The 25,267-nt window shown below is 71.2% G+C and carries 25 protein-coding genes, 1 tRNA gene and 1 pseudogene; 15 read left to right on the top strand and 12 right to left on the bottom strand.

The features are described 5' to 3' along the window. Nucleotides 1-37: 37 nt before the first annotated feature. A complete protein-coding gene (locus O7604_RS00910) occupies nt 38-370 on the bottom strand; it encodes a hypothetical protein (protein ID WP_269706886.1) in 333 nt (110 codons plus the stop codon). 315 nt (nt 371-685) lie between these two features. Here O7604_RS00910 and O7604_RS00905 point away from each other — a divergent pair, with 315 nt between their 5' ends. Beyond that, complete coding sequence (locus tag O7604_RS00905; protein WP_281578579.1) at nt 686-1,108, top strand: hypothetical protein; 423 nt, start codon at nt 686-688, stop codon at nt 1,106-1,108. 71 nt (nt 1,109-1,179) lie between these two features. On the opposite strand, the gene O7604_RS00900 is transcribed toward O7604_RS00905, so the two are convergent. Next, the gene (locus tag O7604_RS00900) at nt 1,180-3,399 is read right to left on the bottom strand and encodes an AAA family ATPase (protein WP_269706885.1); all 2,220 of its coding nucleotides are present in this window, start codon (nt 3,397-3,399) and stop codon (nt 1,180-1,182) included. A gap of 241 nt (nt 3,400-3,640) precedes the next feature. Further along, nucleotides 3,641-4,750: a sigma-E factor regulatory protein RseB domain-containing protein gene (locus O7604_RS00895; protein ID WP_281578578.1), complete on the bottom strand. Its 1,110-nt coding sequence runs from the start codon at nt 4,748-4,750 to the stop codon at nt 3,641-3,643. 95 nt (nt 4,751-4,845) lie between these two features. On the opposite strand from O7604_RS00895, the gene O7604_RS00890 reads away from it, so the two are divergent. Continuing rightward, nucleotides 4,846-5,502 carry a response regulator transcription factor gene (locus O7604_RS00890; protein ID WP_262012027.1) on the top strand — a complete coding sequence of 219 codons (657 nt, stop codon included), beginning with the start codon at nt 4,846-4,848 and terminating at the stop codon, nt 5,500-5,502. Continuing rightward, nucleotides 5,499-6,902 (top strand): HAMP domain-containing sensor histidine kinase, encoded by a 1,404-nt coding sequence (locus tag O7604_RS00885; RefSeq protein WP_281578577.1) that lies wholly within the window; start codon nt 5,499-5,501, stop codon nt 6,900-6,902. The genes O7604_RS00890 and O7604_RS00885 overlap by 4 nt, the downstream gene beginning before the upstream one ends. Before the next feature lie 4 nt (nt 6,903-6,906). On the opposite strand, the gene O7604_RS00880 is transcribed toward O7604_RS00885, so the two are convergent. Together O7604_RS00880 and O7604_RS00875 are read right to left on the bottom strand one after the other, a co-directional pair. Next, complete coding sequence (locus tag O7604_RS00880; RefSeq protein ID WP_281578576.1) at nt 6,907-8,493, bottom strand: tetratricopeptide repeat protein; 1,587 nt, start codon at nt 8,491-8,493, stop codon at nt 6,907-6,909. Between the two features lie 48 nt (nt 8,494-8,541). Further along, nucleotides 8,542-9,012: a MarR family transcriptional regulator gene (locus O7604_RS00875; RefSeq protein WP_151500744.1), complete on the bottom strand. Its 471-nt coding sequence runs from the start codon at nt 9,010-9,012 to the stop codon at nt 8,542-8,544. A 50-nt stretch (nt 9,013-9,062) separates the two neighbouring features. Between O7604_RS00875 and O7604_RS00870 the strand changes: the two genes are divergently transcribed. Next, nucleotides 9,063-9,584: a VOC family protein gene (locus tag O7604_RS00870; RefSeq protein ID WP_269701050.1), complete on the top strand. Its 522-nt coding sequence runs from the start codon at nt 9,063-9,065 to the stop codon at nt 9,582-9,584. A 47-nt stretch (nt 9,585-9,631) separates the two neighbouring features. Continuing rightward, nucleotides 9,632-10,534: a hypothetical protein gene (locus O7604_RS00865; RefSeq protein WP_281578575.1), complete on the top strand. Its 903-nt coding sequence runs from the start codon at nt 9,632-9,634 to the stop codon at nt 10,532-10,534. On the opposite strand, the gene O7604_RS00860 is transcribed toward O7604_RS00865, so the two are convergent. Together O7604_RS00860 and O7604_RS00855 are read right to left on the bottom strand one after the other, a co-directional pair. Next, the gene (locus O7604_RS00860) at nt 10,500-11,018 is read right to left on the bottom strand and encodes a potassium channel family protein (protein WP_269701048.1); all 519 of its coding nucleotides are present in this window, start codon (nt 11,016-11,018) and stop codon (nt 10,500-10,502) included. The genes O7604_RS00865 and O7604_RS00860 overlap by 35 nt on opposite strands. 111 nt (nt 11,019-11,129) lie before the next feature. Beyond that, the gene (locus O7604_RS00855) at nt 11,130-11,303 is read right to left on the bottom strand and encodes a DUF4236 domain-containing protein (protein ID WP_064498970.1); all 174 of its coding nucleotides are present in this window, start codon (nt 11,301-11,303) and stop codon (nt 11,130-11,132) included. A gap of 393 nt (nt 11,304-11,696) precedes the next feature. Between O7604_RS00855 and O7604_RS00850 the strand changes: the two genes are divergently transcribed. Together O7604_RS00850 and O7604_RS00845 are read left to right on the top strand one after the other, a co-directional pair. Beyond that, the gene (locus O7604_RS00850) at nt 11,697-12,260 is read left to right on the top strand and encodes a flavin reductase family protein (protein ID WP_281578574.1); all 564 of its coding nucleotides are present in this window, start codon (nt 11,697-11,699) and stop codon (nt 12,258-12,260) included. Then, on the top strand, nt 12,257-12,868 hold the full coding sequence (locus O7604_RS00845) for a malonic semialdehyde reductase (protein ID WP_281578573.1): 612 nt from the start codon (nt 12,257-12,259) through the stop codon (nt 12,866-12,868). The genes O7604_RS00850 and O7604_RS00845 overlap by 4 nt, the downstream gene beginning before the upstream one ends. On the opposite strand, the gene O7604_RS00840 is transcribed toward O7604_RS00845, so the two are convergent. Beyond that, on the bottom strand, nt 12,869-13,324 hold the full coding sequence (locus tag O7604_RS00840) for an Rrf2 family transcriptional regulator (protein ID WP_281578572.1): 456 nt from the start codon (nt 13,322-13,324) through the stop codon (nt 12,869-12,871). Between the two features lie 7 nt (nt 13,325-13,331). After that, on the bottom strand, nt 13,332-14,249 hold the full coding sequence (locus O7604_RS00835) for an AraC family transcriptional regulator (RefSeq protein ID WP_281578571.1): 918 nt from the start codon (nt 14,247-14,249) through the stop codon (nt 13,332-13,334). A 188-nt stretch (nt 14,250-14,437) separates the two neighbouring features. Here O7604_RS00835 and O7604_RS00830 point away from each other — a divergent pair, with 188 nt between their 5' ends. Beyond that, entirely contained in the window at nt 14,438-15,214 is a 777-nt protein-coding gene (locus O7604_RS00830; protein WP_281578570.1) for a glucose 1-dehydrogenase, read from the top strand. Nucleotides 15,215-15,289: 75 nt separating this feature from the next. Here the strand turns inward: O7604_RS00830 and O7604_RS00825 are convergent, their stop codons facing one another. Next, complete coding sequence (locus O7604_RS00825) at nt 15,290-15,721, bottom strand: SsgA family sporulation/cell division regulator (protein ID WP_007457244.1); 432 nt, start codon at nt 15,719-15,721, stop codon at nt 15,290-15,292. Nucleotides 15,722-15,994: 273 nt separating this feature from the next. Between O7604_RS00825 and O7604_RS00820 the strand changes: the two genes are divergently transcribed. Both O7604_RS00820 and O7604_RS00815 read left to right on the top strand, forming a co-directional pair. Then, nucleotides 15,995-16,534, top strand: a complete 540-nt coding sequence (locus tag O7604_RS00820; protein WP_281578569.1) for a TIGR02611 family protein — start codon at nt 15,995-15,997, stop codon at nt 16,532-16,534. Between the two features lie 50 nt (nt 16,535-16,584). Continuing rightward, nucleotides 16,585-16,656: transfer RNA gene (locus O7604_RS00815), tRNA-Val, on the top strand. Between the two features lie 78 nt (nt 16,657-16,734). Here O7604_RS00815 and O7604_RS00810 read toward each other — a convergent pair. Together O7604_RS00810 and O7604_RS00805 are read right to left on the bottom strand one after the other, a co-directional pair. Further along, a pseudogene (locus O7604_RS00810) lies at nt 16,735-17,726 on the bottom strand (tyrosine-type recombinase/integrase); the annotation flags it as partial. A 289-nt stretch (nt 17,727-18,015) separates the two neighbouring features. After that, on the bottom strand, nt 18,016-18,384 hold the full coding sequence (locus tag O7604_RS00805) for a hypothetical protein (protein ID WP_281578568.1): 369 nt from the start codon (nt 18,382-18,384) through the stop codon (nt 18,016-18,018). A 260-nt stretch (nt 18,385-18,644) separates the two neighbouring features. On the opposite strand from O7604_RS00805, the gene fxsT reads away from it, so the two are divergent. The 5 genes from fxsT (at nt 18,645) to istB (ending at nt 25,217) form a co-directional block, all read left to right on the top strand. Beyond that, nucleotides 18,645-20,879, top strand: coding sequence for an FxSxx-COOH system tetratricopeptide repeat protein (gene fxsT / locus O7604_RS00800; RefSeq protein ID WP_281578567.1), 2,235 nt, complete (start codon nt 18,645-18,647; stop codon nt 20,877-20,879). Nucleotides 20,880-21,476: 597 nt separating this feature from the next. Further along, entirely contained in the window at nt 21,477-22,688 is a 1,212-nt protein-coding gene (locus O7604_RS00795) for a helix-turn-helix transcriptional regulator (protein WP_281578566.1), read from the top strand. Nucleotides 22,689-22,994: 306 nt separating this feature from the next. Then, entirely contained in the window at nt 22,995-23,180 is a 186-nt protein-coding gene (locus tag O7604_RS00790; RefSeq protein ID WP_281578565.1) for a hypothetical protein, read from the top strand. Between the two features lie 22 nt (nt 23,181-23,202). Beyond that, nucleotides 23,203-24,429 (top strand): IS21 family transposase, encoded by a 1,227-nt coding sequence (gene istA / locus O7604_RS00785; RefSeq protein ID WP_269704654.1) that lies wholly within the window; start codon nt 23,203-23,205, stop codon nt 24,427-24,429. Further along, a complete protein-coding gene (gene istB / locus O7604_RS00780; protein WP_242796383.1) occupies nt 24,429-25,217 on the top strand; it encodes an IS21-like element helper ATPase IstB in 789 nt (262 codons plus the stop codon). Before istA ends, istB begins: the two co-directional genes overlap by 1 nt. The last annotated feature ends 50 nt before the right edge of the window (nt 25,218-25,267 follow it).

Here is a 25,267-nt window from a genome sequence, read left to right as displayed (position 1 = left end):
CGGATCCCGGGGGCGTCGCCGTTCGCGCGGCGTCGGATCAACGTCCGCGGCGCTCCTTGCCGGAGCGGCGCGCGCTGCCCGCCTTCGACAGGCCACGGCTGACCAGGTACGCGCCGGTCAGCGCGGTCAGGTACCACCAGGCCTGGTTCGGGTTGTTGATGTTCAGGCCGTTGGCGGTGGTGCCCTTCCAGAACGCGGCGATCGCGACGAGTGCGACAGCTGCGGCGTACACCCAGAACTCGGTGGTCAGGAACGCCTGCTTCGTCTCCGTACCCGGGGACGGCATCTGCTCCCGGTGGCCGTCGTGCATCGACGGCATGTGCCGGGTCGACGTGTCCTGCATGCTCGACCGGTTCTGGACGTCGGACATCGGCCGGTTCATCGGCCTGGTGGATGCAGCCTGCGTGCTCATCTGGTCCTCCTCAGGATTTGATGAGTCGTACCTGCATACCCTCGCCCCGCTACCGCAGGTCGGCCACGGCGCGGTTCGCGCTCGGTGGCGGGGGCACCCTGGGTCTACCCCTCGCCGGAGACAAGGTAACCGCCGGTCGTCGTCGAATGACCGCCCCGCTCAGGAACCGGACATCCGGGTGCCAACCCGGTCTCCCGCCGCCGGTTCCGGTTTCAGCCACCCACCCTCGGGCACGCCATACCGATACCCCGAGAGAGCTGCGAGGTGGTTGACGTGCGTGAGGACGACATGCGGCAGGACGCCGCCCGGCGGGCAGAGCAGCGGGTCGCCGGAGGCGTGTACGGCGAGGGCGCGCTGGACGAGGTCACGGTGCCGCAGACCGACGTCGAGCGGATGCGGCAGGAACTCGACCCGGACGACCCGGCGGACGTACCCGTCGACCCGACGGTGCTGCGCGACGGCGGACCGACCCGGGGCCAGGGCGCGGTGACCACGACCGGTGGTACTGCGGGTCCGGCGAGTGTGCGCCGGCTGGCCCGGCAGCCCGAGAAGCACCCGGGCAAGGTGGCGCCGACGACTACCGGTGACGCCGGTACGGGTGGCCTGAGCACCCCGGCCGGTGGCTCCACGAGCGACAACTCATCCACGGGTGCCCAGGTCGGCAACTTCACCAACAACCGCCCCAACCCGGGCTGACCGAGGCGGAACGACGGAGGGGGCGGCACCGATGCCGCCCCCTCTCTGCGTCGATCGGTGGGTGGGGGGGGCTAAGGAGTGCGGAGGATGCCCAGGCGCTGGGTGGCTCTCGTCAGGGCCACGTAGAGGTCGCTGTGGCCCCTCGGGGACTCGGAGACGATGCGGGCCGGGTCGACCACCAGCACCGAGTCGAACTCCAGGCCCTTCGCCTGCTCGGTGGTCAGCACCACCACCCGGTTCGCCAGCTCCGGCTGCTCGCCCACGGTCGCCTCCGGCAGCGCCGCCACCACCGCACCACCCAGCTCGGCCACCCGGCCGGTCGGCACCAGCACGCCGAGCCGCCCGTCGCCGAGCGATGCGGCCTCCCGGGCGGTCGCGTCGACCAGCTCGGCCACCAGGCGGTCCGCCGGTACGGTCCGGTCCCACGGCGGTACGCCGGTGGCGCGTACCGAGCGGGGTGGCCGCAGCGCCGGGTCGATCTCGGCGAGCACGTCGGCGGCGACCGCCATGATCTCGGCCGGGGTGCGGTAGCTGACCGTCAGCTCCTCCAGCCGCCACCGGTCCGCCACGTACGGCGCCAGGGCCTCGCCCCACGACGGCGTGCCCGCGAGCGCGCCGGTCTGCGCCACGTCGCCGACGATCGTCATCGACCGGCTCGGGCAGCGGCGCATCAGCAGCCGCCACGCCATCGGCGACAGCTCCTGCGCCTCGTCCACGATCACGTGCCCGAACGCCCAGGTCCGGTCGGCGGCGGCGCGCTGGGCGGTGGTGAGCCGGTCGGACTCCTCCTGCCGCTCGGAGAGCCGGTCGGCGTCGATCAGGTCGGTGACGCCCAGGATCTCACCGCCGTCTGCCTCGTCCTCCACGTCGATGGAGCGGGAGCCACGCCAGATCTCCAGCACGCCCTCGGCGTACTCGCGTTCCAGCGCCCGGATCCGCTCCCGGCGCGCCACGGCGGCGCGCTCGTCCTCGCCGAGCAGCTCGGCGGCCTCGTCCAGCAGCGGCACGTCGGCGGGCGTCCAGCCGCCCGGCTCGCGGTGCAGCGCGGCCCGCTCGGCGTCGGTGAGCATCGGCGCGGCGGTGGCGATCCGCTCCGGCGAGGCGTACAGGTCGGCGAGCAGGCGTTGCGGGGTGAGCACCGGCCACAGCTCGTCCAGCGCGGCCCGGATCTCCGGCTCCTCGCGCAGCTCGCGGCGGATCTCCGCGCGGTCGGCCTCGGAGAGCAGGTTCTCCCCGCCCAGCGGGTCGGCGCCGATCCGTTCGGCCACCTGGTCGGCGAGCGCGTGCACGATCTCCACGTCGAACAGGGCGCGGGCCAGGTTGTGCGGGCGGCCGGTGCGGCGTACCCGGTCGCGGGCCTGCCGCACGGTCTCCGGGTCGAGCGTCAGCACCTCCCGTTGCGGCAGCTCGATGGTGACCGGCTCGTCGGGCACCCACTGCCGGTCACGGACCGCCGCGGCGAGCACGTCGGCCAGCACCGCGCGGCCCTTGAGCGCCGCGGTGGTGGCCGGCTCCGCGCGGCGGGCGTGTACGCCGGGGAACAGGTCGGCCTGGGTACGCAGCAGCACACCGGTCTCGGCCAGCGTGGGCAGCACCTGGGAGATGTAGCGCAGGAACGTGGCGTTCGGGCCGACCAGCAGCACGCCCCGGGTGGAGAGCTGCTGGCGGTGGGTGTAGAGCAGGTACGCGGCCCGGTGCAGCGCCACCGCCGTCTTGCCGGTCCCCGGCCCGCCCTGCACCACCATCACACCGGGCAGGTCGGCGCGGATGATCCGGTCCTGCTCGGCCTGGATGGTCTCGACGATGTCGCGCATCCGGCCGGTGCGCCCGGCGTTGAGCGCGGCGAGCAGCGACGCCTCGCCGGTCAGCTCCTCGTGCGCGGTGGGGGAGGCGGCGGCGATGTCCAGCACCTCGTCGTTGAGCCCGGTCACCTTCCGGTCGCGGGTGCGCAGGTGGCGCCGGCGGCGTACGCCCTGCGGGTTCGCGGCGGTGGCCAGGTAGAACGGGCGGGCGGCAGGGGCGCGCCAGTCCATCAGCAGCGGGTCGTAGTCCCCGGAGGAGTCGAAGATCCCGATCCGGCCGATATAGCGGACCGCGCCGTCGTCGCCGTCGAGGCGGCCGAAGCACAGGCCGCTCTCCACCGCGGAGAACTGCTCGACCTGGTCGGCGTACATCGCCACTGTCGAGTCGCGCTGCGACCGGGCCTGCTGTGTGCCGCCGGTGTGGCGCAACTCCTCGTCGAGCCGCCGGGCGGCCTGTTCCCGCATGCCGTCCAGCCGGTCGTACAGCATGGAGACGTATTCCTGCTCCCGGCCGATCTCGTCGTCCTGGCGCAGGTCAGCCGACACGTCGGAGTGCGTTGACAATCCGGCTCCTCATTGACTAAAATTGCCGCAGGAATGGCATTCAGAAGCCATTCCTTTTTTGTGCCTGAACTGAGAAAGATAGCGCGTCGGCCGCCACCCGACCAAGCCCGGACACGACTCGGGGCCCGGCCGGCGTCAGCCGACCGAGCCCCGGGCACGGCAGTTCTCAGCCCTTGGCCGCCTCGTAGAGCCGCTCCGGCGTGACCAGACCGGCGATCACCCGGCCGTCGTCGGTCAGCAGCACGCTGAACAGCTTGCCGCTGAGCAGCCGGCCGCTGCCCCAGTCACCGCTGACCTTCGGCAGGTCACCGAGCACGCCGGCCAGCATCTGGGCATCCGGCGCGTCCGCGCCGGGCTTCGCGCCGCCGCCGGTCGCCGCGCCGTCGATCTTGGCGACCACCACCGTGGTCCAGCCGGTGCCGACGGTACGCACGTCCGGCTTCTCGGCGTCCTTCCGGTCGAACCGCTTCCCGGCCGGTCCGGGCCGCTCGCCCTCGGTCGCCTCGGTGACCTTCACGCCGGGCGGCGGGTTGAACCGGAACTGGTCGGCCTCCGGCGTGCGGAAGTCGACCTGGGTGAACGCCACCTGGAAGGCCGGCTCGTCCTGGCCGTCGGCGAGCACCTGCAGGCGTAGCGGCACGTGCTCCTTCGCGTCCAGCGCGATCCGCACCTGGTGGACCAGGGACGCCTTGTCGCGCGGCGTGAGCACCAGCTCGTACGCGCTGCGCCCGGCCACCGTCGCGGTCCGGCCGACGGTGACCGCCGTGGTCGGGTCGATCGCCTCCAGCGCCCGGTCCGCCGCGTCGGCCGGGGTGGCCGGCACGGTGGCCCGGTCCGGCGCGTCGGCCGGCAGCACCCGGTGCGTGGCGGTGTTCTCCCGGCTGTTCCAGGTCCAGACGTCCCGGCCGTTGCGCAGGATGTCCTGCTCGCCGAGCGTGTCGACCAGCGCGAGCCGCTGCCGGTCCTCGCCGCCGTACCAGACGCGCAGCGTGTGCGTACCGGAGACCAGGCCGGCCAGGTCGTTGCCGGTGGCCTGGCCGGCGAGCGCGGCGATCGGCGGCAGGCCGAGGTCGGCGCGCTGCACCACGGTGCCGGAGAGCCCGTCCAGGCGGGACGTGCGCAGGTCTTCCAGGAGCTGGGCGGCGCTGCGCGGCGGCAGCGCCGGGTCGGCGCCGGCGGCGAACGTGCCGACGGCGGCGCCACCGCCGATCACGGCGACCCCCGCGGTCACCGGGACCAGCCAGCGCAGCACGGCGCGGTTCTTCATCACGGACATAGTGTGCACCTCCTGCCCACCATGCTGCGCGATCGTCGCTGTGACCACGCTGAGGAGATCCCCTACGGGTGACCCCATGGTGGCACCCTGGACCGGTGCGGTTGCTGGTGGTGGAGGACGAGACGCGGCTCGCGGCGGCGCTGCGCCGGGGCCTGTCGGCGGAGGGTTTCGTGGTCGACGTGGCGGCCACCGGCCCGGAGGGGCTGGACGCGGCCCGGCACGGCGAGTACGACGCGATGATCCTCGACGTGATGCTGCCCGGCCTCTCCGGCTACGAGGTGGTCCGCCGGCTGCGCGCCGAGCAGCGCTGGCTGCCGGTGCTGATGCTGTCGGCCAAGGACGGCGAGTACGACCAAGCTGACGGTCTGGACTGCGGCGCCGACGACTACCTCACCAAGCCCTTCTCGTACGTGGTGCTGCTGGCCCGGCTGCGGGCGCTGCTGCGTCGTGGCGCGCCCCGGCGGCCGACCGTGCTCACCGTCGGCGACCTGCGCCTGGACCCGGCCCGCCGCCGGGTCACCCGGGCCGACACCGAGGTGGTGCTGACCAGCCGCGAGTACGCGCTGCTGGACTACCTGATGCGCCGTCCCGGCGAGGTGGTCTCCAAGACCGAGCTGCTCGACCACGTCTGGGACGCCTCGGTCGACACCGCGCCGAACGCGGTGGAGGTCTACGTCGGCTACCTGCGCCGCAAGATCGGCCGGGAGCGGCTGGAGACGGTGCGCGGCGCCGGTTACCGGCTCGCCACATGAGCCGGTGGATCCGGGGCCCGCTGCCGCGCCTGGGCCTGCGCGCCCGGCTGCTCGCGCTCGGCGTGCTGGGCTTGGCGGTCGGGTTCGCGTTCGGCGGGACGCTGCTGGTCGGCGCGCTGGGCTGGACGCTGCAGCGCTCGGTCGACGAGGAGGCGCTGCGTACCGCCGACGCGGTAGCGCTGCTGACCGCCGAGGACGCGCTGCCGGACCCGCTGCCGGTGGCCGGCGGGCAGCTGCGGGTGCAGGTGGTCGACGCGCAGGGCCGGATCCGGGCCGCCTCGATCGACGCGGACCGCCTCGTGCCGATGCTCGGCCCGGACGAGCTGCGCCCCGGGCAGCGGCAGCGGCTGGTGGTGGACGGCCGGCGCGCCGGGATGCCCGGCCCGGTCCGGGTGGTCACGGTGCCGGCCGGCACGCCGCAGGAGCCGCGTACGGTGCTGGTCGCCAAGTCGCTCACCGACGTGCGGCACAGCCTGCGCGTGGTCCGCAACCTGCTGCTCGTCGGCTTCCCGCTGCTCGTCGCGGGGCTCGGGCTGGTGGCCTGGCGGGTGGTGGGCGCGACGTTGCGGCCGGTCGAGCAGCTGCGCAGCGGCGCCGCCGAGATCACCGGCCGGGCCGGGGCGGAGCGGCTGCCCGTACCGGCCGGGCAGGACGAGATCCACCGGCTCGCGGTCACGCTCAACGACATGCTGGACCGGCTGGCCGCGTCCCGGGACCGGCAGCGGGCGTTCGTCGCCGACGCCGCGCACGAGCTGCGCAGCCCGCTGACGAACATGCGTACCGAGCTGGAGGTGGCGCGTCGCCTCGGCGACGACACGGACTGGCCGGCGGTCGCGGACGACCTGCTCGCCGACACCGAGCGGCTGAGCCGCCTGGTGGACGACCTGCTGTTGCTGGCCCGCCTCGACGAGCAGGACGGCAGGTCGTCCCCGGTCGGCCCGGTCGAGCTGGGTGAGTTGCTGCGTGGCGTGGCCGCCCGCTACCCGTCGCCGCCGGTGCGGCTGACGCCGCCGGACGTGCCGCGCTGGGTCGAGGGGGACGCGGGGGAGCTGCGCCGGGTGCTGGTGAACCTGGTGGACAACGCGCTGCGGCACGCCTCCTCGACCGTGGAACTGACAGTGAGCGGGCCGGACGGGGCGTACCACCTGATCACGGTGACCGACGACGGGCCCGGCATCCCGGCGGCGGACCGGGAGCGGGTGTTCGCCCGGTTCACCCGGCTCGACGACGCGCGGGCCCGCGACGCGGGCGGCGCCGGCCTGGGCCTGGCCATCGTGCGCGAGCTGGTGCGCCGGGCCGGTGGCACGGTGGAGCTGGCCGACGCGACGCCCGGCGCCGTCGCGCCGGGGCTGCGCGCGACGGTACGGCTGCCCGCGCTGACCGAGCCGGACGCGGACTGAACGGTCAGCGGCGTTTCGTGCAGACCGGCCCGGTGCGGGCGACGGTGTCGGTGGACCACACGAGCGCCACCGTGAAGCAGTAGTCGGTGGTGCGGTCGAGCCCGTAGGCGATGTAGTCGACCGAGCCGGCGGGCAGCGTCGCGAACGTGCCCTGCGGCTGCCCGGCCCGGCCCCCGGCGACCACCACCGGCCCTTCCGCGCCGGCCGGGTACGTCCAGCTCAGCACGATGCTGTCGCGCCGGTCGGTGAGCGTGAACCTCCCCGGCGGCGTGCCGGGCTTGGCGGCGGCGGGCGCGGTGGACGGCGCGGGACCGGCGGAGGTCGGCGGCGGCGCGCTGCCGGCCGGCGCGCTGGTGGCCGGCGGCGGCGTGTCCCGGCCGTCGTCCACCCGGGACACCCCGGCGATCACCGCGATGGTGCCGAGCAGCAGCGCCACCGCCACGCCGAGCACCACGAGCGGCAGCCAGGGCCGGGCGCGCCGCTCGACCGCCGGTGGCCGTGGGACGTGCACCGGCAGGTAGCGCGACGGCGCCTCGGGCGCGGGCGGCGGCACCCGGCGTACGCCGTCGGGCTCGTCGTCGGCCAGCCCGACCACTGTGGGCGGCAGCGGGTCGGCGCCCGGGCGCCACGGCTGCTCGGCCGGCTCGTCGGGCGGCCACGGGTAGTCGTCGAACCCGTCGGCCTCCGGCGCGGTCCGCGGTGTCGGGACGTGCGCGGTCTCGGCGGCCCGGCCGGGCGGGTGGTAGAGCGGCGTCTCGACCGGCTCGTCGAGCGCGGGCGGCGAGTACGGCGGCAGGTCGTGCGGGCCCTCGGTGGGCGGTGGCACCCGGGCGGCGGGCACCACCGGCGTGGTCCGGGCGGGCGGCGGCTCGGGCGCCGGAGCGGGGGCGGGCGCGGGGCAGACGTGGTCCGGGTCGGCGGCGGCCCGGGCCAGCCCTGCCACCTGGGCGGCGAGCGGGTCGTCGGAGTCCAGGTGCAGGCGGCACAGCTCCTCGGCGAGCGTCAGGTGCTCGTGCGAGTCGGCGTACCGGCCGCAGTCGCGTTCCATCGCGCCGAGCTTCGCCAGCATCTTGATGCCGCTGGGGTGGCCGTCGCCGTAGACCTCCCGGTGCAGCTCCCAGGCGTCCTGCAACCGGTCGCGGGCCACCTCGCACTGGCCGCGCGCGTACTCCACGGTGGCCAGGTCGGCGTGCGCGGCCAGCACCCGCTGCGACTCCGGGCCGTCGCGGGCGGTCAGCTCGATGATCACGTCGGAGTAGAGCCGGGCGGCCCGGGCGTCGCTGCCGACCCGGTGCAGCACCGCGGCGAGCGTCGCGGCGGCGGTGACGGTGCGCTCGTCGGAGCGGCCGAACAGCCGGGTGGCCGCCGCGTACGCGAACGCGGCCCAGCCGCGGGCGGAGTGCGGCTCGCCCAGCGCGACCAGCACCCGGGCCTGGAGGCCGGCCGCCTCGGCCAGCTCGGGGGAGGCGTTGCCGGGGCGGGGATCGGCGTCGCTGAGCGCGTCGGCGAGCAGCCGCTCCGCGCCGGTGAGGTCGCCTTCGGACACCAGTTGGTGCGCCTGGACGGTCAGGTCAGCGAAGCCGGAGGACACGCCCCATCGTGCTCGTCCGGCGACGGTATGTACAAGCCCCGGAGTGGATCAGTTTGGTCCCGAATCCGTCAGGTGGTCGGCGAGTGTCTCGCTGATCCGGCGGAGCTGGTCGACCTGGGCCGGGCTGAGCGCGTCGAACAGGTGCCGGCGTACCCCCTCGACGTGGCCCGGCGCGGCGGCGGCCAGGGTCGCGAAGCCCTCGTCGGTGAGCACGGCGACCTGCCCGCGCCGGTCGGTGGGGCAGTCCTCCCGGCGGATCCACCCGGACGCCTCCAGCCGGGCGGCGGCGTGCGAGAGCCGGCTGCGCGACGACCCGGTCAGCTCGGCCAGCTCGCTCATCCGCAGCCGCCGGTCCGGGGCCTCGGAGAGGCGGACCAGGATCTCGTAGTACGCGTGCGGCATGCCCGCGTCGTGTTGCAGCTCGCGGTCGAGCGTCTCCATCAGCGCCCGGGAGGCGGTCAGGAAGGCACGCCAGGTCCGCTGCTCGTCGGGGTCCAGCCACCGGGTCATGACGCCCATCATACCGCCGGTAGTTGAACGCTCAACAAAACCGGGGTACGGTCGGTGGCATGGGCATCCACCGACTCAACCACGCCGTCCTCTACGTCAGTGACCTGGAACGCAGCGTCGCCTTCTACCGCGACGTGCTGGGCTTCCGCCGGGTCCCGATGACGCCCGAGGGCTTCCGCGGCGCCGCGTTCCTCCAGGCGCCCGACTCCACCAACGACCACGACCTCGGCCTGTTCGAGATCGGTGCGGCGGCCGGGGCGTCCCAGGCCGGCCGGGCGACCGTCGGCCTCTACCACCTGGCCTGGGAACTGGACACGCTCGACGAGCTGGGCGCCACCGCCGAGCGGCTGGCCGCCGCCGGGGCGTTGGTCGGCGCGTCCGACCACGGCACCACCAAGAGCCTCTACGGCCGCGACCCGGACGGACTGGAGTTCGAGATCGTCTGGATCGTCCCGGCCGACCTGCTCGACGACGCCGCGCTCGCCGCGCGTACCCGCATCGGGCGGCTCGACCTCGACCGCGAGCGGCAGCGCTACGGCGGGCAGACCCGCGGCGGCGTGGGCATCTCCGTCCCGGTCTGAGCGGGGTTCACGGCCGGGCCGCCGCGCCGTGCGGTAGAAACGGCACCATGTCCACCGACGCCGTCCTGCGCGAACTGCTCGTCCGCCGGCTCGACCATTGGCTCCCCGCCGCGCTGCACCGGGCGCGGCGGGCCACGCTCGCGCTCGCGTACGCCGGAGGTGACGCCACCGGTGCCCAGGAGGCGCTGCGGGTGGTGGCCGAGTTCGCCGACCGGCTGCGCGGGCGGCAGCTGACCGTGCTGGTGGTGGCCGACGACGGCACCGACCTGCCGACGCGGCTCGGTGCCGCCGAGGCAGCGCTCCCCGCCGACGTCGCGGTGCATCTGGTCCCCGGCGGCCCGGACCGGCTGCCGGTGGCGCTCAAGGCCGCCGGTGCGGCCGGCGCGCCGCTGCTCACCGTGGCCGACGGCGCCGACCCGGACCCGGCCCTGCTCGCCGCCGCCGCGTCCGGACGCCCGGCCGAGCTGCTCCTGGTGACCGAGCCCGGCCGGTCGCTGCGCCCGGCGCTCACCGGCGCCGGGTTCCCGCTCGTCACCGAGGTCGAGCTGGTGCCCGACGGGGACGGCCCGGCGCGGCTGCTCGGCTACGGCACCGGCTCCGACCGAGGGCTGGAGGCTTTCAAGGACGCGCTCTGGGCGGTCGACGAGTACGCGGGCGTGCGCTACCGCGACCCGGCCGACCCGCAGGGCCGGCTGCTCGACATCTCGCTCGACCCCGACCCCGGCCCGCTGCGCCGGGAACTGCTGGCCGAGCTGGCCCGCTCCGGCCCGCGTACGGTCACCGAGCTGCGCCGCTTCGCCACCACAGCGACCGTCTACCGGGCCGCCGACGCCAACCGGGCGCTGGCGTCGCTGCTCGCCGGGGGAGCGGTGAGCCGCGACCCCGAGCACGGCCGGCTCGGCGGGGACGTGCTGATCAGCGCCGTCCCGCACGCTGGGTCATCTGCTTGACCACTATCGACGCTCCGGTGGCGACCACCCCGATGCTGAACACCATCTGCGCGCACACCGCCACCCGGGCGATCTGCCCCTGGGCGTGCACGTCGCCGTACCCGACAGTGGTGAGCGTCGCGAGCGCGAAGTAGAGCGCGTCGACCCGGGTCCGCAGGCCGACGAACTCGCCGGGCCGGGTGTTCGCCACCACGTAGTCGCCGAGCGCGAAGACCAGCAGCCCGGCGATCAGCGCGACCGCGAGCCGGGTCAGTGCCCGGTCCTCGTCCCGGCCGGTCGGCTGGTCCTTGACGAGCTGGCGGCGGACCTGGCCGGTGACCAGGAACGCGATGACGGCAACCAGGACCGCTGTGCCGATCGAGCGCAGGGCCAGCCGCAGGCCGTTCGGATCGGCCTCGACCGGCACCAGGAAGTAGCCGACCAGCATGAGCGCGCAGGCCGCCAGGGCCCGCCGTCGCAACCGCCGCAGTAACACGTCCGCCATGCGGCGATTCTCCGGTTGCCGGGAGGCCCCGGCCGGCGGAACCGCGAACCTGGCGCAGACGACGAGCGGGGTGCCGCCTGACCGCCGGCACCCCGCTCGTCGCCTGGAAGTTCAGGCCTTGTCCTGCTTCCACGACAGCGGGCCCGGAAGGTCCACGCGGTGGGCGCGGGTGTTCGAGTTCCAGGACCAACGGCCGATCTTGATGCTCCACGACGAGAAGCCGTTCTGGGTGAAGTGGAGGATCAGCGGTCCGTACTTCTTACGCTTGCGGAACTGGACGCCCATCGGGGGTGCCTCCTTCGTCTCCCTGCCTCTGCAGTCGTCTGCATGCCTTCGCGGCATCGAACATGCCCGTATCAACGATTCGCGAAACCCTGCCCGCTCCGCTCTGGACGGTGGGACTGCCACCGGGCAGAATCTCTATTCAACGGGTAGGTGTTAAGGAGTCGTAGATGCTGGTAGAGAAGGTTAGTAACAATGCCAGCGACGAAAGTCTCACTCTCTGGAAGAGCGTTGACCGGCGCGGTGAGCGGTCGGCAGCATGAGTGCCGGTCGCCCCGCATCGCTTCCCTCATCCGGGGGTACCGAGAGAGAACACAGCGCCGCAGCTGCTACCCCTGGACTGGAGGCTCTCGTGGACCACGTGCATGCACCGTCACGTCGTGAGCTGGTGTCGTCATGACCACCCTGGACCGGCCCGGCGCCGCCACCGTCGAGCTGCGCCCGGTCGACGTCGACTCGTTCCGCGGCCTGCTGCGCCGCCAGGCGTCCACGGTCACCGTGGTCACCACCCCCGGCCTGCGCGGCAACCGGATGCGGGCGGACCTGCCACCGGCCGGATTCACCGCCACCGCGTTCACCTCGGTGTCGCTCGACCCGCCGCTGGTCTCGGTCTGCCTCGGCCGCGCGTCCTCGACCTGGCCCACCGTCGAGCAGGCCGAGCACGTCGCCGTGCACCTGCTCGCCGCCGGGCAGCAGGAACTCGCGCAGATCTTCGCCACCAGCGGCATCGACCGGTTCAGCGCCCACCCGGGCTGGACCACCGGGCCGTTCGGCGTGCCCCTCATCGGCGACGCGCTCGCCGTGCTGCTGTGCCGGGTGGTACGCCGGCTCGACGCGGGCGACCACACCATCCTGCTCGGCGAACCGCTCGCCCTCGGCGCGGGCGAGGACGGCGACCCGCTGCTGCCCGACGGCGACCGCTGCGCCGGCGCGCTCGGCGACTGGCCCGAGGCGTGGTGACCACCGCCGCCGACGAGTTGATCGCGCTCGACCGGGCCGCCCAGGACCTGCTGTTCCGGGCGGCCCGCACCGCAAACGCGTTCACCGACGAACCGGTCGGCGACGAGCACGTCCGCGCCGTCCACGACCTGGTCCGGTACGGCCCGACCGCGATGAACGCCCAGCCGCTGCGGGTGCTGCTGCTGCGCTCCGCGCACGCCCGGGCGCGGCTGCTGCCGTACGTCAGCACCGGCAACCGGGACAAGACGGCGACCGCGCCGCTGACCGCGGTGCTCGCCGCCGACGTGGACTGGCACGATCGGCTGCCCGAGCTGTTCCCGCACCGCCCCGGCGCCCGCGACTGGTTCATCGGCGACCCGGCGGGCCGGGAGGCGCAGGCCCGGTTCAACGCCGCGCTCCAGATCGGCTACCTGATCGTCGGCGTACGCGCCGCCGGGCTGGCCGCCGGGCCGATGGCGGGCTTCGACGCGGCCGGGGTGCAGCGGGAGTTCTTCCCCGACGGGCGGCACCGGGTGCTGCTGCTGATGAACATCGGCCGCCCGGCGCCGGACGCCTGGCGGGAACGGCTGCCGCGCCTGTCCTACGACGAGGTGGTCAGCACGCTGTGATCAGCGGGGCTCCCACGCGTCCGGCTGGGCGGTCAGCTTGCGCACATGGGCCGGCAGCCGGCCGCTGACCAGCTCGTCCAGGCTGACCTCGTCGACCACCCGGCGCACCGAGGCCCGCACCGCCACCCAGAGGCGGGGCAGGTTCTCCGCCGCCCCCTCGTACCGGGTCTCCTCGGGGCGCAGCCCGCGTACCCCGGCAAGCGGACCGTCGACGGCGCGCAACACGTGCCCGATGGTGATCTCGCGCGGCGGCCGGGCCAGCGTGTACCCGCCCTCGGCGCCGCGCTGGGCCCGGACCACCCCGGCCCGGCGCATGTCGGCCAGGACCGCCTCGAGGAACTTGCGCGGCATGTCCTGCTCCGCCGCGATGGCCTGGGTGGACAGCAGTGTGGGGTACGCGGTGGCCAGGCTCAGGGCTGCCCGGACCGCGTAGTCGCCGCGCGCGGAGATCTGCACAGTGCCATCATGCCTGGCCGGTCGGGGCGGGGGAGTCGGCGGGCGGCCGGGGTCGCACCAGACGGACGGGCAGCGGGCGCTCGCGCTCGGCCCGGAACGTCCCCGGGCTCACCCCGACCTCCCGGGTGAAGAAGCGCCCGAAGTTCGTCGGCTCGGGAAAACCCAGCTCCCGGCCGATCGCGGCGATCGACTCGTCGGTGGCGGCCAGCAGCCGGCACGCCTGCAACGCGACCCGCTCGTCGATCACCTGCTTGGCGCTGCGGCCGGTCACCGCCAGACAGGCCCGGGTCAGGGTACGCACCGAACAACCGAGCCGGGCGGCGTAGTCCTCCACCCGGCGGGTGTGCCGGTAGTCGCGTTCCACCTCGCGGCACAACCGCCGGAACGTCTCCGTCTCGGCCCGGGGCGTCGCGCCGTTGCCCGGATGAGGCAGCAGGCTCAGCCGCAGCAGCAGGACGGCGAGCTGGTGGCGCAGCAGCGCCGCGGCGGCCGGCACCAGCGCGTGCCGGTCGGCGTCCACGGCGAGCTGGCTCACCTCGCTGATCACCGCGTCCTCGTCCTCACCGGCGAGCTGACGGTGGGCCGGCACCGCGTCCGGGTCGACGTCGAGGCCGCGCAGCGCCTCCGGCCGCCAGCTCACCACTGTCGCGTCGAGCTGCGCGCCGACGAACCGCAGGGCCTGGCCGGGATGCGCGCGCAGCAGCGTGCCCGGACGGCAGGGGACCGGCCGGAAGTCCAGCTCGGCGGTGCCGTGGCCGTGGGTGACCAGCACCAGCAGATCGCGGTCGAGCAGGACCGGGCGGGGCCAGCCGGGCTCGGCGGGGAGGTCGCCGAGCACACCGGTGACGATCTCGTCGGTGCCGGGGCGGAGCTCCGGCAGGCCGGTGCGGGTGGCCGGGGAGGGCTGACCGGTAGTGACCATCATCCCGACGGTAACCGGAGCGCCCGCACGTTGCATCTCGACGGTTTCGCCCGCTCGGGGGCGCTCTTGTCGGCACCCGAGGCGGACGGTTAGGTTACCGATCGGTAAGACCCGGGCCGGCGTGCGTTGCGCACCCGGCCACGCGGCCCCGGCCGACCGGCCCGCGGCCGGGCGACGGCGATGGGATGGGCATGACGGATCTGTTCTCGGTCGACGGCAAGACGGTCCTGGTCACCGGCGGCTCACGCGGGATCGGACTGATGATCGCGCGCGGCTTCGTCCGGGCCGGCGCCAAGGTGATCATCTCCTCGCGCAAGGCGGACGTGTGCGAATCGGTCGCCAAGGAACTCTCCGCCGAGGGCCACTGCGAGGCGATCCCGGCCGACCTGGGCAGCGACGCGGGCGCGCTGGCGCTGGCCGAGGCCGTGCGGGAACGCCACGACCGGCTGCACGTACTGGTCAACAACGCCGGCGCCACCTGGGGCGCACCCCTGGAGGAGTACCCGGAGGGCGCCTTCGACAAGCTCTGGGCGGTGAACGTCAAGGCCGTCTTCCGGCTCACCACCGCGCTGCTGCCGCAACTGCGCGCCGCCTCGGACGCCGACGACCCGGCCCGCGTGATCAACATCGGGTCGATCGACGGCATCCGGGTGCCGTGGATGGAGGTGTACGCGTACTCGGCCACCAAGGCGGCGGTGCACATGCTCACCCGCGGCCTCGCGCACCAGCTCGCCGGCGAGCAGATCACCGTCAACGCGATCGCGCCCGGACCGTTCGAGAGCAAGATGATGGCGTTCGCGCTGGACGACCCCGAGTCGCGCGCGGCCATCGAGCAGCAGGTGCCGCTGGGCCGCATCGGCCGCCCCGAGGACATGGCGGGCACGGCGATCTACCTGGCGTCGCGGGCAGGCGCGTACCTCACCGGAGCGGTCATCCCGGTCGACGGCGGGATCACCACGCGCGGCTGACGCGCGTAACCCGGTTGCGGACGGCCCGGGGCCGCGCGGACTCGGCAGATCCGCGCGGCCCCGGGTGTCGCCGTGTCAGCGACCGGCCAGCAGCCGGTTCACCGCGGTGTCGACGTCCAGGTGCTCGGCCTCACGGCCGCGCGGGACGACGACGTAGGTCCGGCGCAGGAAGCGCACCAGCACGCTGCGCGGGACCTCGAACAGGGCGTTGCCGTCCGGGGACGACAGCGCGAGCGCGACGAAGTCGCCGCGCGGGGTGGCCCACGGCCAGACCCGCACATCACCGATGCCGGCCGGTTCGTCGAGCCCGGTGACCAGCAGTTCGCGAGCGAACGACCAGCTCACCGCCTCGCCGCCGGCGGACTCGGCATGGAACAGGACATGGACCGCATACGGGTCAGCAGGGTCGTAACGCAGACTGGCACGCACCGGCAAGGCGGTGGCGTCAGGCGCGACGAGCCTTAGCGACGTCTCGACCTCTACGGTCGTCGGTCGGATGACACTCATGGACGTTCTCCCCCCGGCACCGCTGCGGAACGCGCGTGTCCCGCTTTTCCCATACTCAGGTGCTGCTCCTGGCTACGCTCCGCCATACGCTGACTTCACTCAGTGGTGGGAAGGGGTTCCGAAAGTCCCCGGGACCCTTTGGTCCCGCGTAGAATTTGCGGTTCCGCCCACTGCGTCGTCCCGCCCGGCAACGGGTGGTTCAGTCGTCGACTTACTCCGGTAACGTCCAGTCGTCAGCAGGGGTGACGGTCCCGCGCGACACTGGGGGTGGAAATGGTCACGAGGGGCTCGTCGGTGACGTCGCGGACCAGGGACGAATCACCGAAAGGTGCGGCCCGAGCAGCCGAAAGTCGGGGGTACGAGGTGCCGGTGGAAGGGCGGTCGCAAGACGCTCTCGTGGAGCAGCGCCGGCAGCGACGGGGCTGGCGGCTGCGCCTGCACACCACGCTCGAACTCATCCGCGCCAACCCCACCGGCCGCGTCGCCCTGAAGATCTTCATCGGCATCCTCGGCGCCATCGTCGTCACGGTCGGCATCGCGCTGATCCCGCTGCCCGGCCCCGGGTGGCTGCTGGTCATCGCCGGCCTCGGCGTCTGGGCGGTCGAGTTCCACTGGGCGCGACGGCTGCTCGCGTTCACCCGACGGCACGTCAACTCCTGGACCCGCTGGGTGACCAGGCAGTCGCTGCCGGTGCGGTTCGTGCTCGGCGCGGTCGGGCTCGTGTTCGTGTCGGTGGTGGTGTGGCTCTCGCTCAAGTACAGCCTCGGCATCGACGTGGTGGCGCAGGCGCTGCACTACCTCGCGACGCACTGAGGCCCGGTTTTTGGTCCGGGCGGGTGATCGGGTAGAGTCATGCGCGCTGAGGGCGATTAGCTCAGCGGGAGAGCGCTTCGTTCACACCGAAGAGGTCACTGGTTCGATCCCAGTATCGCCCACGCAGGTCAAAGGCCACTTCCCGGCTTCGGGAGGTGGCCTTTCTGCTTGCGTACAGCAGCTTTGTACAGCAGTTCTCGTCAGCGGCTCAGGGATTCGCCGAGGCGCTTGAGTGCTTCTCTCGTCTTTGTCGATGTGACCTGCGTGTAGATCTCCATCGTCACCGAGAAGCGGGCGTGCCTGAGCACCTGCATGGCGACTCTGGGGTGGACGTCGAGGTCGGCCAGGAGCGTGGCGCAGGTCCGCCGGGCGTCGTGCACGGTGATCGGCGTGACGTTCGCCTTGTCGCATCGCGTCTGCCAGGAGCGCTGGAAGTTACGCGGCTCGATCGGTGTGCCGTAGCGGGTGGTGAAGACGAGTCCGCTTTCGTGCCACGCCTTGCCGGCGGCTGCTTCTGCCTCGTCGCGTTGTTGCTGTCTGAGCTTGAGGGCGGTCAGGCAGATGTCGGGCAGGGGGAGGGTGGCGTCGGATGCCTGAGTCTTGGTGTCGCGGTGCAGGAGCTGGCCGCGTACGCGTTGGAGCTGGCGGCCGATGGTCAGCTCTCCGGCGTCGAGGTCGACGTCCTCCCATGTGAGTCCCAGCGCTTCGCCCTTGCGGAGGCCGGTGACGAGGACCAGGGCGTAGGCGGCGTAGAGCGGATCGTCGTCGGCTCTCGCGGACTCCAGGAACTTCCGTGCCTCGTCGCTCGACCAGGACCTACCTCGGCGACGGCGAACCGTGGCCAGGGTGACCGGCACGGCGGGGTTCTTGGTGATGAGGTCTTCGGCCGGGACGGCCTGGCATCAGCGGCCGATCGCACAGCAGCGCCGCCTGTGCTTGGGGCGGGCGGCGTCCTTGCCCTGGGCGCAGCGCTGGCAGGTGCGAGCGACTTGGTTGATCCAGGTCAGCACGTCGCGGGCTTGGAGTCGGTCGAGTCGCTTCGCTCCGAGGCTGGGGGGATGTAGAGGCGGACGAAGGTCTCGTAGGTCGCGTAGGTCAGGGGGTGCCCGGTTCGGCTGGATGATCTCGGCCACCAGTAGGTGAGGAAGCTGCCGACCGCGGGGACGCTGGTCGCCACCGGACCCTGCTTCGCCGGAGCAGGCAAACCCGATGGACGATGCGCTGGAAACCTGCCCTGAACGCCTTCGCCATCACCTTCAGCGACCGCTTCCCGGCCGCTGAATCCTACTACCAAGATCGCCGGAAACACCGTTAGCGAGACAGCCCCTCCGAAAGAAAAGATTGACGGCGACTGTCGGATGTTGGACTCTTTCCGGATCGGAGCGGGGTTCCGCAGAGCAGTGCGCATCGGATATGCCTGACGATGCTAGTGCTGATTCAAAGATGTGGAGGCGGTCGTGCTGGCGGAGGCTTTGAGTGGGCTAGCAGGCGCTGGTGGAGCGGCGCTGGTCGGTGCGGTAGCTACCGACGCGTGGCAACTGGCTAAGCGCGGGTTTGCTCAACTGCTCGGGCGAGGCGACCGGGCTAGGACCGCTGCCGTTGAGGAGCGGCTTGAACGCACCCGTGCCGCAGTGGAGTCTGCTGGGCGACAAGATGAGCGGGTCCGCTTGGAGCAGCAGGCCGCATGGGCAGCGCGGTTGGAGGACCTGCTCAGCGATCACCCAGAGATGGCCGAGGAATTGCGTGCTGTGGTGGCGCGGGTTACCGATGCCGCGAAGACGCAGTCGGCTGGCCATGTGGTACAGAACGCGGCTGCTCACGACCAGGCCCAGCAAGTCGTGCAGGGTCACGGTACACAAACGGTGACTTTCGGCCCTGCCGCACAACCGACCAAAACTGTGGAGCCTCTCAGCGTGGATGACCGAATGGGAGATGTACCTTGATCCCAGGGCAGGTCCGACAGGACGTTATGGGGCACGAAAGCAGCCGACAAGTCGTCCAAGGTCACGGCGTCCAGGTTGTAGTTAACACGGATAGCCGACTTGCCGGACCTCAGGAAGGTGGGCGTCCATCTGGTGAAGAGTGTCCTGGGACATCACAGCCGACCGTGGTGTCCAATCTGGCCATGCGGAATCCAGGGTTCGTCGGCCGAGAAGTGGCCTTAGGGCAGGTTAGGCAGTTATTGATCGAGCATGGCCGGGTTGTCACTCGGTCACATGATCGTATGGGCGGGGTCGGCAAGACACAGCTGGCCATTGAATACGCCTTTCGGTTCGCCGGTGAGTACGACGTCCTATGGCTGGTAGCGGCAGAGAACGACGAGCTGATTGGTGGACATTTAGCGCAACTGGCGTTGGCGTCAGGGCTGGTGGGAGCAGATGTCACCACGCCGGCGGCGGTACAGGCACTGCACGCTGCGATACAAGCCAATCAACGATGGCTGCTGATCTTCGACAACGCGGAGGATCCCAACACGTTGGCTCCATGGTTTCCCCCACGTGGCGGACACCTCATTATCACATCGCGTCACCCGGGTTGGGACGAGATCGCCGCGCCGGTTGAGGTGAACCTCTTCGAGCGAGCCGAGTCCCTCCTGCTGCTCCAGCGCCGCATACCCCGCCTTCCCGACGACGGCGCTGATCGATTGGCGGAGGCGCTAGGTGATTTGCCATTAGCGGTTGCCCAAGCAGCCACGGTTATGACTGAAACAGGCATGTCAACGGAGGAGTACCTAAATCTTCTTGCCCATCACACCTCCGAAATTCTTGACGGTGGCAAGCCAGGCAATTATCCTACCTCGCTTGCGGCGAGCATCCGTCTGTCCACCGATCGACTTGCCCAGGAGCATCCCGCCGCGGCACAGATGCTCAATCTCTGCTCGGTTCTGGCCCCCGAACCGATCCCGTTGAACCTGTTCACCCGGTCCCTGGCCCTGTTGCCGGAGCCACTGGCCAGCGTCGGCAGGAACCGACTTGCGTTCTACAACGTCGTTAAGACAATAGGCGAGCACGGCCTAGCCGGCACCAGCCATGACGGAATACAGATTCACCGGCTGATCCAGGCCGTGGTCCGCGACCGAATCGACGATCGCCACCTAACTCTGATCCGCGGCCAAGTTGCCACGGTGCTCGCCGCAGCGGTGCCCAACGACACAAACGACCCAGCATCCTGGCCACTTTGGTCAACCCTTGCCCCACACATCATCGCCATCGACCCGACAACTACTACCATGGACCAACTTCGGGAAGCCGCCTGTCAGCTAATGCTATACCTGCTCCGGCGTGGTGAGCACCAGCCAGCCCTGCTTCTTGCAGAACGGCTGCACCGACACTGGCACGAGCGGCTCGGACCTGACGATCTCCATACGCTGAAGGCCGCAGCTGAGCACGCCCATGCCATCCATGTTCTCGGCAATATTCACCAAGCGCACCCCATGATTGTCGACACGCTTGCCCGATGTCGACGTGTGCTCGGCGACGATCATCCCCAAACCCTGCGCGCATCACACGACTATGGCGTCAGTTTGAATGCCCTTGGTGAATACGCCCAAGACCTGGCTGTTTCACACGACACCCACGCCCGCTACCGCCGTGTGCTCGGCGATGATCATCCGGATACCCTACGCGCAGCGATGAGCCTCGCCGGCGCCCTATTTGCCCATGGTGAGTACGCCCAAGATCTGGCTCTCTCCGAGGACGCCCTGGCCCGCTGCCGTCGTGTGCTCGGCGATGATCACCCGGATACCCTACGTGCAGCGGTGAGCTTCGCCGATACTTTGCACGAACTTGGTGAGTACGCTCAGGCCCGAGCCATGAAAGAAGACGCCCTTGCCCGCTCTCGGCGGGTGGTCGGCGATGATCATCCGGACACACTGCGTGCAGCGTTAAGCGTCGCCAGCACCTTGCATAACCTTCAGGAGTACGCTCTCGCCCGCGCAATGAAAGAGGATGTCCTTGCCCGCTCTCGGCGTGTCCGTGGCGATGATCACCCGGCGACGCTGCGTGCAGCGATGAGCGTCGCCGAAACGTTGCATAGCCTTCGTGAGTACGCCCAAGCCCGGGTAATGAAAGAAGACGTTCTTGCCCGCTTTCGGCGCGTGCAGGGTGATGACCACCCAGAAACGCTACTCCTAATGCGCAGCCTCGCGATTACCCTTGCCGAGTCGAAAAGAGTCATGCAGGCGCGCATCATGATCGACAATGTTTTGAATCGGCAAAGGCGGATCATTGGCGCCAATCATCCACAAGTCAAGAGGACGTTGAAAGTCCGAGCACAAATAGCTGCGTCGATGGGAGGAGCAGTGGCGGCCCGGCGAAATCGATCGAGCCGTAGAGGCGGGCGGTAACACCCGAATGTTGTAGGACAAGCACTCATGCCCGATCCATTCCCGGATCCTGCGGTAACAGCGGATGGCACCGAAGCTCGGGTAGGCGCAGCGTCGCGGCGTTGCCCTGACGCGAACAAGAGCCAGGTCATCCGTGCGTGGCGATGAGGGATGCACCTTCTAAGATGAGGTGCTCGTGGCCGGCGTAGCCGGGTCGCTAGGCGGGTGGGCTGAGGGAGAGTGTCAGGGGGGCGATGGCTGGCGCCGCCAAGTGGCAGACGGCGGATTGAGGCAGCCAGGAGGCAGCCAAAGAGCAACAGCATCGACCGACAGAAGACGCACAGGACAGCAGGGGAGCTTGGCTGTACAAGGTAGAACGGCATCCGAGGACCCCAACGGTGCCTCGCAACCGCGTTCATACCGAAGTGCTCCACCCAGTTCGAGCGTGGAACCGCTCGCCTTGGCCCGAATCCGGATCGGCCGGTCTGAGTCAGCGCGATGGCGCCGGACAGCATTCCGGTGTGTTCGGGGTTATGCGGCCGCAAGCAGGTCGGTAGCGTTGGTGCCACGGCGGCCAGAGGCCCGGTGGCCTCATCCCGCGCTCTGAGGAGGTTCGGGATGGATTCCTTGCCGGAGTTGACCTTCGGGCAGCGGTTGAAGGTCTACCGGGAGCGGTCCGGGAAGACTCGGGCGGTGCTCGGTGGGTTGGTTGGTCGGAGCGCCGAGTGGGTCAAGGCGGTGGAGACCGATCGGATCTTGCCTCCGCGCATCCACATGCTCGATCGCATCGCGCGTGCGCTCAAGGTCGATGTGTCTGCCCTGGCCGGCGAGCTGAGCGACCGGTCCGCTGTGGTGAACGGGCCCGAGCATCCGGCGCTGGCGTCGGTGCGGGACGCCGTGAACCGCGTCGTGCTCGCCGACGACGCCGAGCCGGAGTCGCTGGCCGGTTTGCGTGAGCGGCTTGCGGTGGCGTGGCGGGCCCGCCATCAGGCGTCCGATCACCGGACGGTGCTGGGCGGATTGCTGCCGAGACTCCTGCACGACGTGCAGCGCGCCGCGTTGGTGTACGAGGGTGCTGACCGTCGGCGGGCGCAGTCGCTGTTGGCGGAGACGTTCGGGCTGACACAGATGTTCCTTGCGTACCAACCGGCTGCCGAGTTGTTGTGGCGGGTCGCGGACCGGGCGATGGTGGCGGCGCTGGATTCCGGTGATCCGGAAGCGGTGGCCCTCGCGGCATGGTTCCTGTGCCAGGTGCATCGGGACGCCGGGGACTGGGACACCGCCATAGCGGTAACGCACGACGTCCTGTCGGCTCTGGAGCCGAGGGCGGCTGACGCGGGCACGAACCTGCTGGCGTTGTGGGGCGCGCTCAACTTCGAGGCCGCCTACACCGCCGCTCGCGCTGGCGAGGAAGGCCGGGCGTGGCGGTACTGGGATCGGGCGGACCGGGTGGCGCAGCGTCTGCCGGAGGGTTTCTATCAGCCGCAGACGTCGTTCTCGCGGGTCATCATGGGCGCCCACGCGGTGACCGTGGCGGTGGAGTTGCAGAAGTCCGGTGAGGCGGTGCGGCAGGCGCGTCGCCACGACTCGGCGGCCATTCCGTCGAGGCCGCGCCGGGCACGCCATCTCATCGAGGTGGCGCGGGCGCACTACGGCAAGGACGACAAGGAAGCGGCCGTGACGACGCTGCGGAAGGCGTACGAGTCGGCCCCTGAGACGATCCGCTTCAACGGGTACGCCCGCCAGATCACGTTGGACCTGCTCGACGGCCCACGCTCCACCCGTGAGGACGCCCGTGACCTAGCGGTCAAGGTCGGGCTCCTCTCCTGATCTAGGGGTAGGAACCTTACCCATTCCGCTCCGCGACCCACCGTAGCTTCCTGCTTACGGGATGCGGAGAGAGGTGCGGTATCGCCTGGTCGCCGCGTCCCCCTCAGAACCCGAGGGAGGGTCCGTGCGGCGCGTCTCGTATGACGAATACCTTTCCGCCACCGCGCTGACTCTTGCCCGCAGGCACCGGCCGGTGTGGTCGTGGCGGCTCTGGCGGCGCATCTGCCGCTGTGGGTCCGACCTTCCCTGCCGCGCCCGGCACCGGATACCGATCAATCGTGGCCACTGGCCGTCGGAGGGTGAGCAGTGACCAGCGAGCAGGAGCAGTCGATCCTCGCGGTACACATTCGAGGGCTCGACGGCATGTGTGCGGGCTGCCGACTGTGGTGGGCGCGGCTGACTCCGTACCCCTGTTGGCAGGTGGAATGGGCGACCAGCCGGCAGTGTCGGCTCCGCCTGAAAACTGACCCCGTGGTTCCGGCTGAATTTTGACCCCTTCCGGAAGCATCGGGAGGTGCTGAGCGTGGAGGACTGGGCGGAGATCCGTCGGTTGCACCGGGCGGAGCGGATGGCGATCAAGGCGATCTGTCGTCGGCTGGGGGTATCGCGGAACACGGTGCGCAAGGCCTTGGCCAGTCATGAGCCGCCTCGTTATCAGCGGGCGGCGAAGGGTTCGATCGTGGACGCGGTCGAGCCGCAGATCAGGGCGTTGTTGGCGGAGTTCCCGGATATGCCGACGACGGTGATCATGGAGCGGGTCGGGTGGACTCGCGGCAAGACGGTGTTCTCTGATCGGGTGCAGCAGCTGCGGCCGTTGTTCCGCCGGCCGGATCCGGCCCAGCGGACGGAGTATCTGCCGGGTGAGCTGGCGCAGTGTGATCTGTGGTTCCCGCCGGCGGACGTGCCGTTGGGCTTCGGGCAGGTCGGTCGGCCGCCGGTGCTGGTGATGGTGTCGGGGTATTCGCGGTGGCTGTCTGCGGTGATGATCCCGTCGCGGCAGTCGCCGGACCTGCTGGTCGGACACTGGACGCTGATCTCCGGCTGGGGGCGGGTGCCCAAGGCGTTGGTGTGGGACAACGAGTCCGCCGTCGGGCAGTGGCGGGCCGGCAGGCCGCAGCTGACCGAGGCGATGAACGCCTTCCGCGGCACCCTCGGCATCAAGGTGATCCAGTGCCGGCCGGCGGACCCCGAATCGAAGGGCCTGGTCGAACGGGCCAACGGCTATCTGGAGACGTCGTTCCTGCCCGGACGCCGCTTCGCCTCACCCGGCGACTTCAACGCTCAGCTCACCGAGTGGTTGGTGCGGGCGAACAACCGCCAGCACCGGATGCTGGGCTGCCGCCCGGCGGAGCGGTGGGACGCCGACCGGCAGGTGATGCTGCCGCTGCCGCCGGTCGCGCCGGTGGTCGGGTGGCGGCAGGCCACCCGGCTGCCCCGCGATCACTACGTCCGCTTGGACGGCAACGACTACTCGGTGCACCCGTCAGTGGTCGGCCGGCGGGTCGAGGTCACCGCCGACTGCGACCACGTGACGGTGCTCTGCGACGGCCGACCGGTGGCCCGGCACGACCGTTGCTGGGCCAAGCATCAGAGCATCACCGACCTCGCACACCGGCAAGCCGCCGCCGATCTGCGCATCGCCGCCCAACGCACCCCGACGGCCGCCGTCGACGCCCAGGTCGAACGCCGGCCGTTGAGCGACTACGACCGGATGTTCGGCCTGGACGAGGTGGCTGCGTGATGGCCGCCAAGACCAGCCGCAACGTCGCATCCGAGATCGCGTTCCTCACCCGTGCCCTGAAGGCGCCGTCCCTGGCCGCGTCGGTGGAACGCCTGGCGGAGCGGGCCCGGGCAGAGTCGTGGACGCATGAGGAGTTCCTCGCCGCCTGCCTGCAACGCGAGGTCGCCGCCCGCGAAGCCCACGGCGGAGAAGGACGCATCCGGGCAGCCAGGTTCCCGGCCCGCAAGAGCCTGGAGGAGTTCGACTTCGACCACCAACGGTCGTTGAAGCGGGAGACCATCGCCCATCTGGGAACCCTCGACTTCATCACCGGCCGAGAGAACGTCGTCTTCCTGGGCCCGCCCGGCACCGGCAAAACCCACCTGTCCATCGGCCTCGGGATCCGGGCCTGCCAGGCCGGGCACCGGGTCGCGTTCGCCACCGCCGCCCAGTGGGTGTCTCGCCTGGCTGACGCCCACCATGCCGGCCGGCTGCAGGACGAACTGGTCAAACTCGGCCGGATCCCGCTGCTGATCGTCGACGAGGTCGGCTACATCCCCTTCGAAGCCGAAGCCGCGAACCTGTTCTTCCAGCTCGTCTCCAACCGCTACGAACGAGCCTCGCTGATCGTCACCAGCAACAAGCCCTTCGGCCGCTGGGGCGAAGTGTTCGGCGACGATGTCGTCGCCGCGGCCATGATCGACCGCCTCGTCCACCACGCCGAGGTCATCTCGATGAAGGGCGACAGCTACCGCCTCAAAGACCGCGACCTCGGCCGCGTCCCCGCAGCAACCAAGACCAACGACTGAACATCAACAACCAGCGAGGGGGTCAACATTCGGCCGGAACAGAGGGGTCA

The organism is Micromonospora sp. WMMA1947 (assembly GCF_027497355.1).
GTDB lineage: Bacteria > Actinomycetota > Actinomycetes > Mycobacteriales > Micromonosporaceae > Micromonospora.
The sequence above is the reverse complement of the archived record's forward strand: the minus strand, read 5'-3'. Positions and strand labels throughout refer to the sequence as shown.

What these genes read in the sequence shown, in the direction of transcription:
- O7604_RS00895 (WP_281578578.1), bottom strand. Translation starts at nt 4,750, where the DNA reads ATGTCCGTGATGAAGAACCGCGCCGTGCTGCGCTGGCTGGTCCCGGTG.
- O7604_RS00865 (WP_281578575.1), top strand. Translation starts at nt 9,632, where the DNA reads ATGTCCACCGACGCCGTCCTGCGCGAACTGCTCGTCCGCCGGCTCGAC.
- O7604_RS00825 (WP_007457244.1), bottom strand. Translation starts at nt 15,721, where the DNA reads ATGAGTGTCATCCGACCGACGACCGTAGAGGTCGAGACGTCGCTAAGG.
- O7604_RS00835 (WP_281578571.1), bottom strand. Translation starts at nt 14,249, where the DNA reads ATGATGGTCACTACCGGTCAGCCCTCCCCGGCCACCCGCACCGGCCTG.
- O7604_RS00855 (WP_064498970.1), bottom strand. Translation starts at nt 11,303, where the DNA reads ATGGGCGTCCAGTTCCGCAAGCGTAAGAAGTACGGACCGCTGATCCTC.
- O7604_RS00885 (WP_281578577.1), top strand. Translation starts at nt 5,499, where the DNA reads ATGAGCCGGTGGATCCGGGGCCCGCTGCCGCGCCTGGGCCTGCGCGCC.
- O7604_RS00910 (WP_269706886.1), bottom strand. Translation starts at nt 370, where the DNA reads ATGTCCGACGTCCAGAACCGGTCGAGCATGCAGGACACGTCGACCCGG.
- O7604_RS00820 (WP_281578569.1), top strand. Translation starts at nt 15,995, where the DNA reads ATGGTCACGAGGGGCTCGTCGGTGACGTCGCGGACCAGGGACGAATCA.
- O7604_RS00830 (WP_281578570.1), top strand. Translation starts at nt 14,438, where the DNA reads ATGACGGATCTGTTCTCGGTCGACGGCAAGACGGTCCTGGTCACCGGC.
- O7604_RS00860 (WP_269701048.1), bottom strand. Translation starts at nt 11,018, where the DNA reads ATGGCGGACGTGTTACTGCGGCGGTTGCGACGGCGGGCCCTGGCGGCC.
- O7604_RS00850 (WP_281578574.1), top strand. Translation starts at nt 11,697, where the DNA reads ATGACCACCCTGGACCGGCCCGGCGCCGCCACCGTCGAGCTGCGCCCG.
- O7604_RS00870 (WP_269701050.1), top strand. Translation starts at nt 9,063, where the DNA reads ATGGGCATCCACCGACTCAACCACGCCGTCCTCTACGTCAGTGACCTG.
- O7604_RS00875 (WP_151500744.1), bottom strand. Translation starts at nt 9,012, where the DNA reads ATGGGCGTCATGACCCGGTGGCTGGACCCCGACGAGCAGCGGACCTGG.
- O7604_RS00795 (WP_281578566.1), top strand. Translation starts at nt 21,477, where the DNA reads ATGGATTCCTTGCCGGAGTTGACCTTCGGGCAGCGGTTGAAGGTCTAC.
- istB (WP_242796383.1), top strand. Translation starts at nt 24,429, where the DNA reads ATGGCCGCCAAGACCAGCCGCAACGTCGCATCCGAGATCGCGTTCCTC.
- O7604_RS00900 (WP_269706885.1), bottom strand. Translation starts at nt 3,399, where the DNA reads ATGCTGTACGACCGGCTGGACGGCATGCGGGAACAGGCCGCCCGGCGG.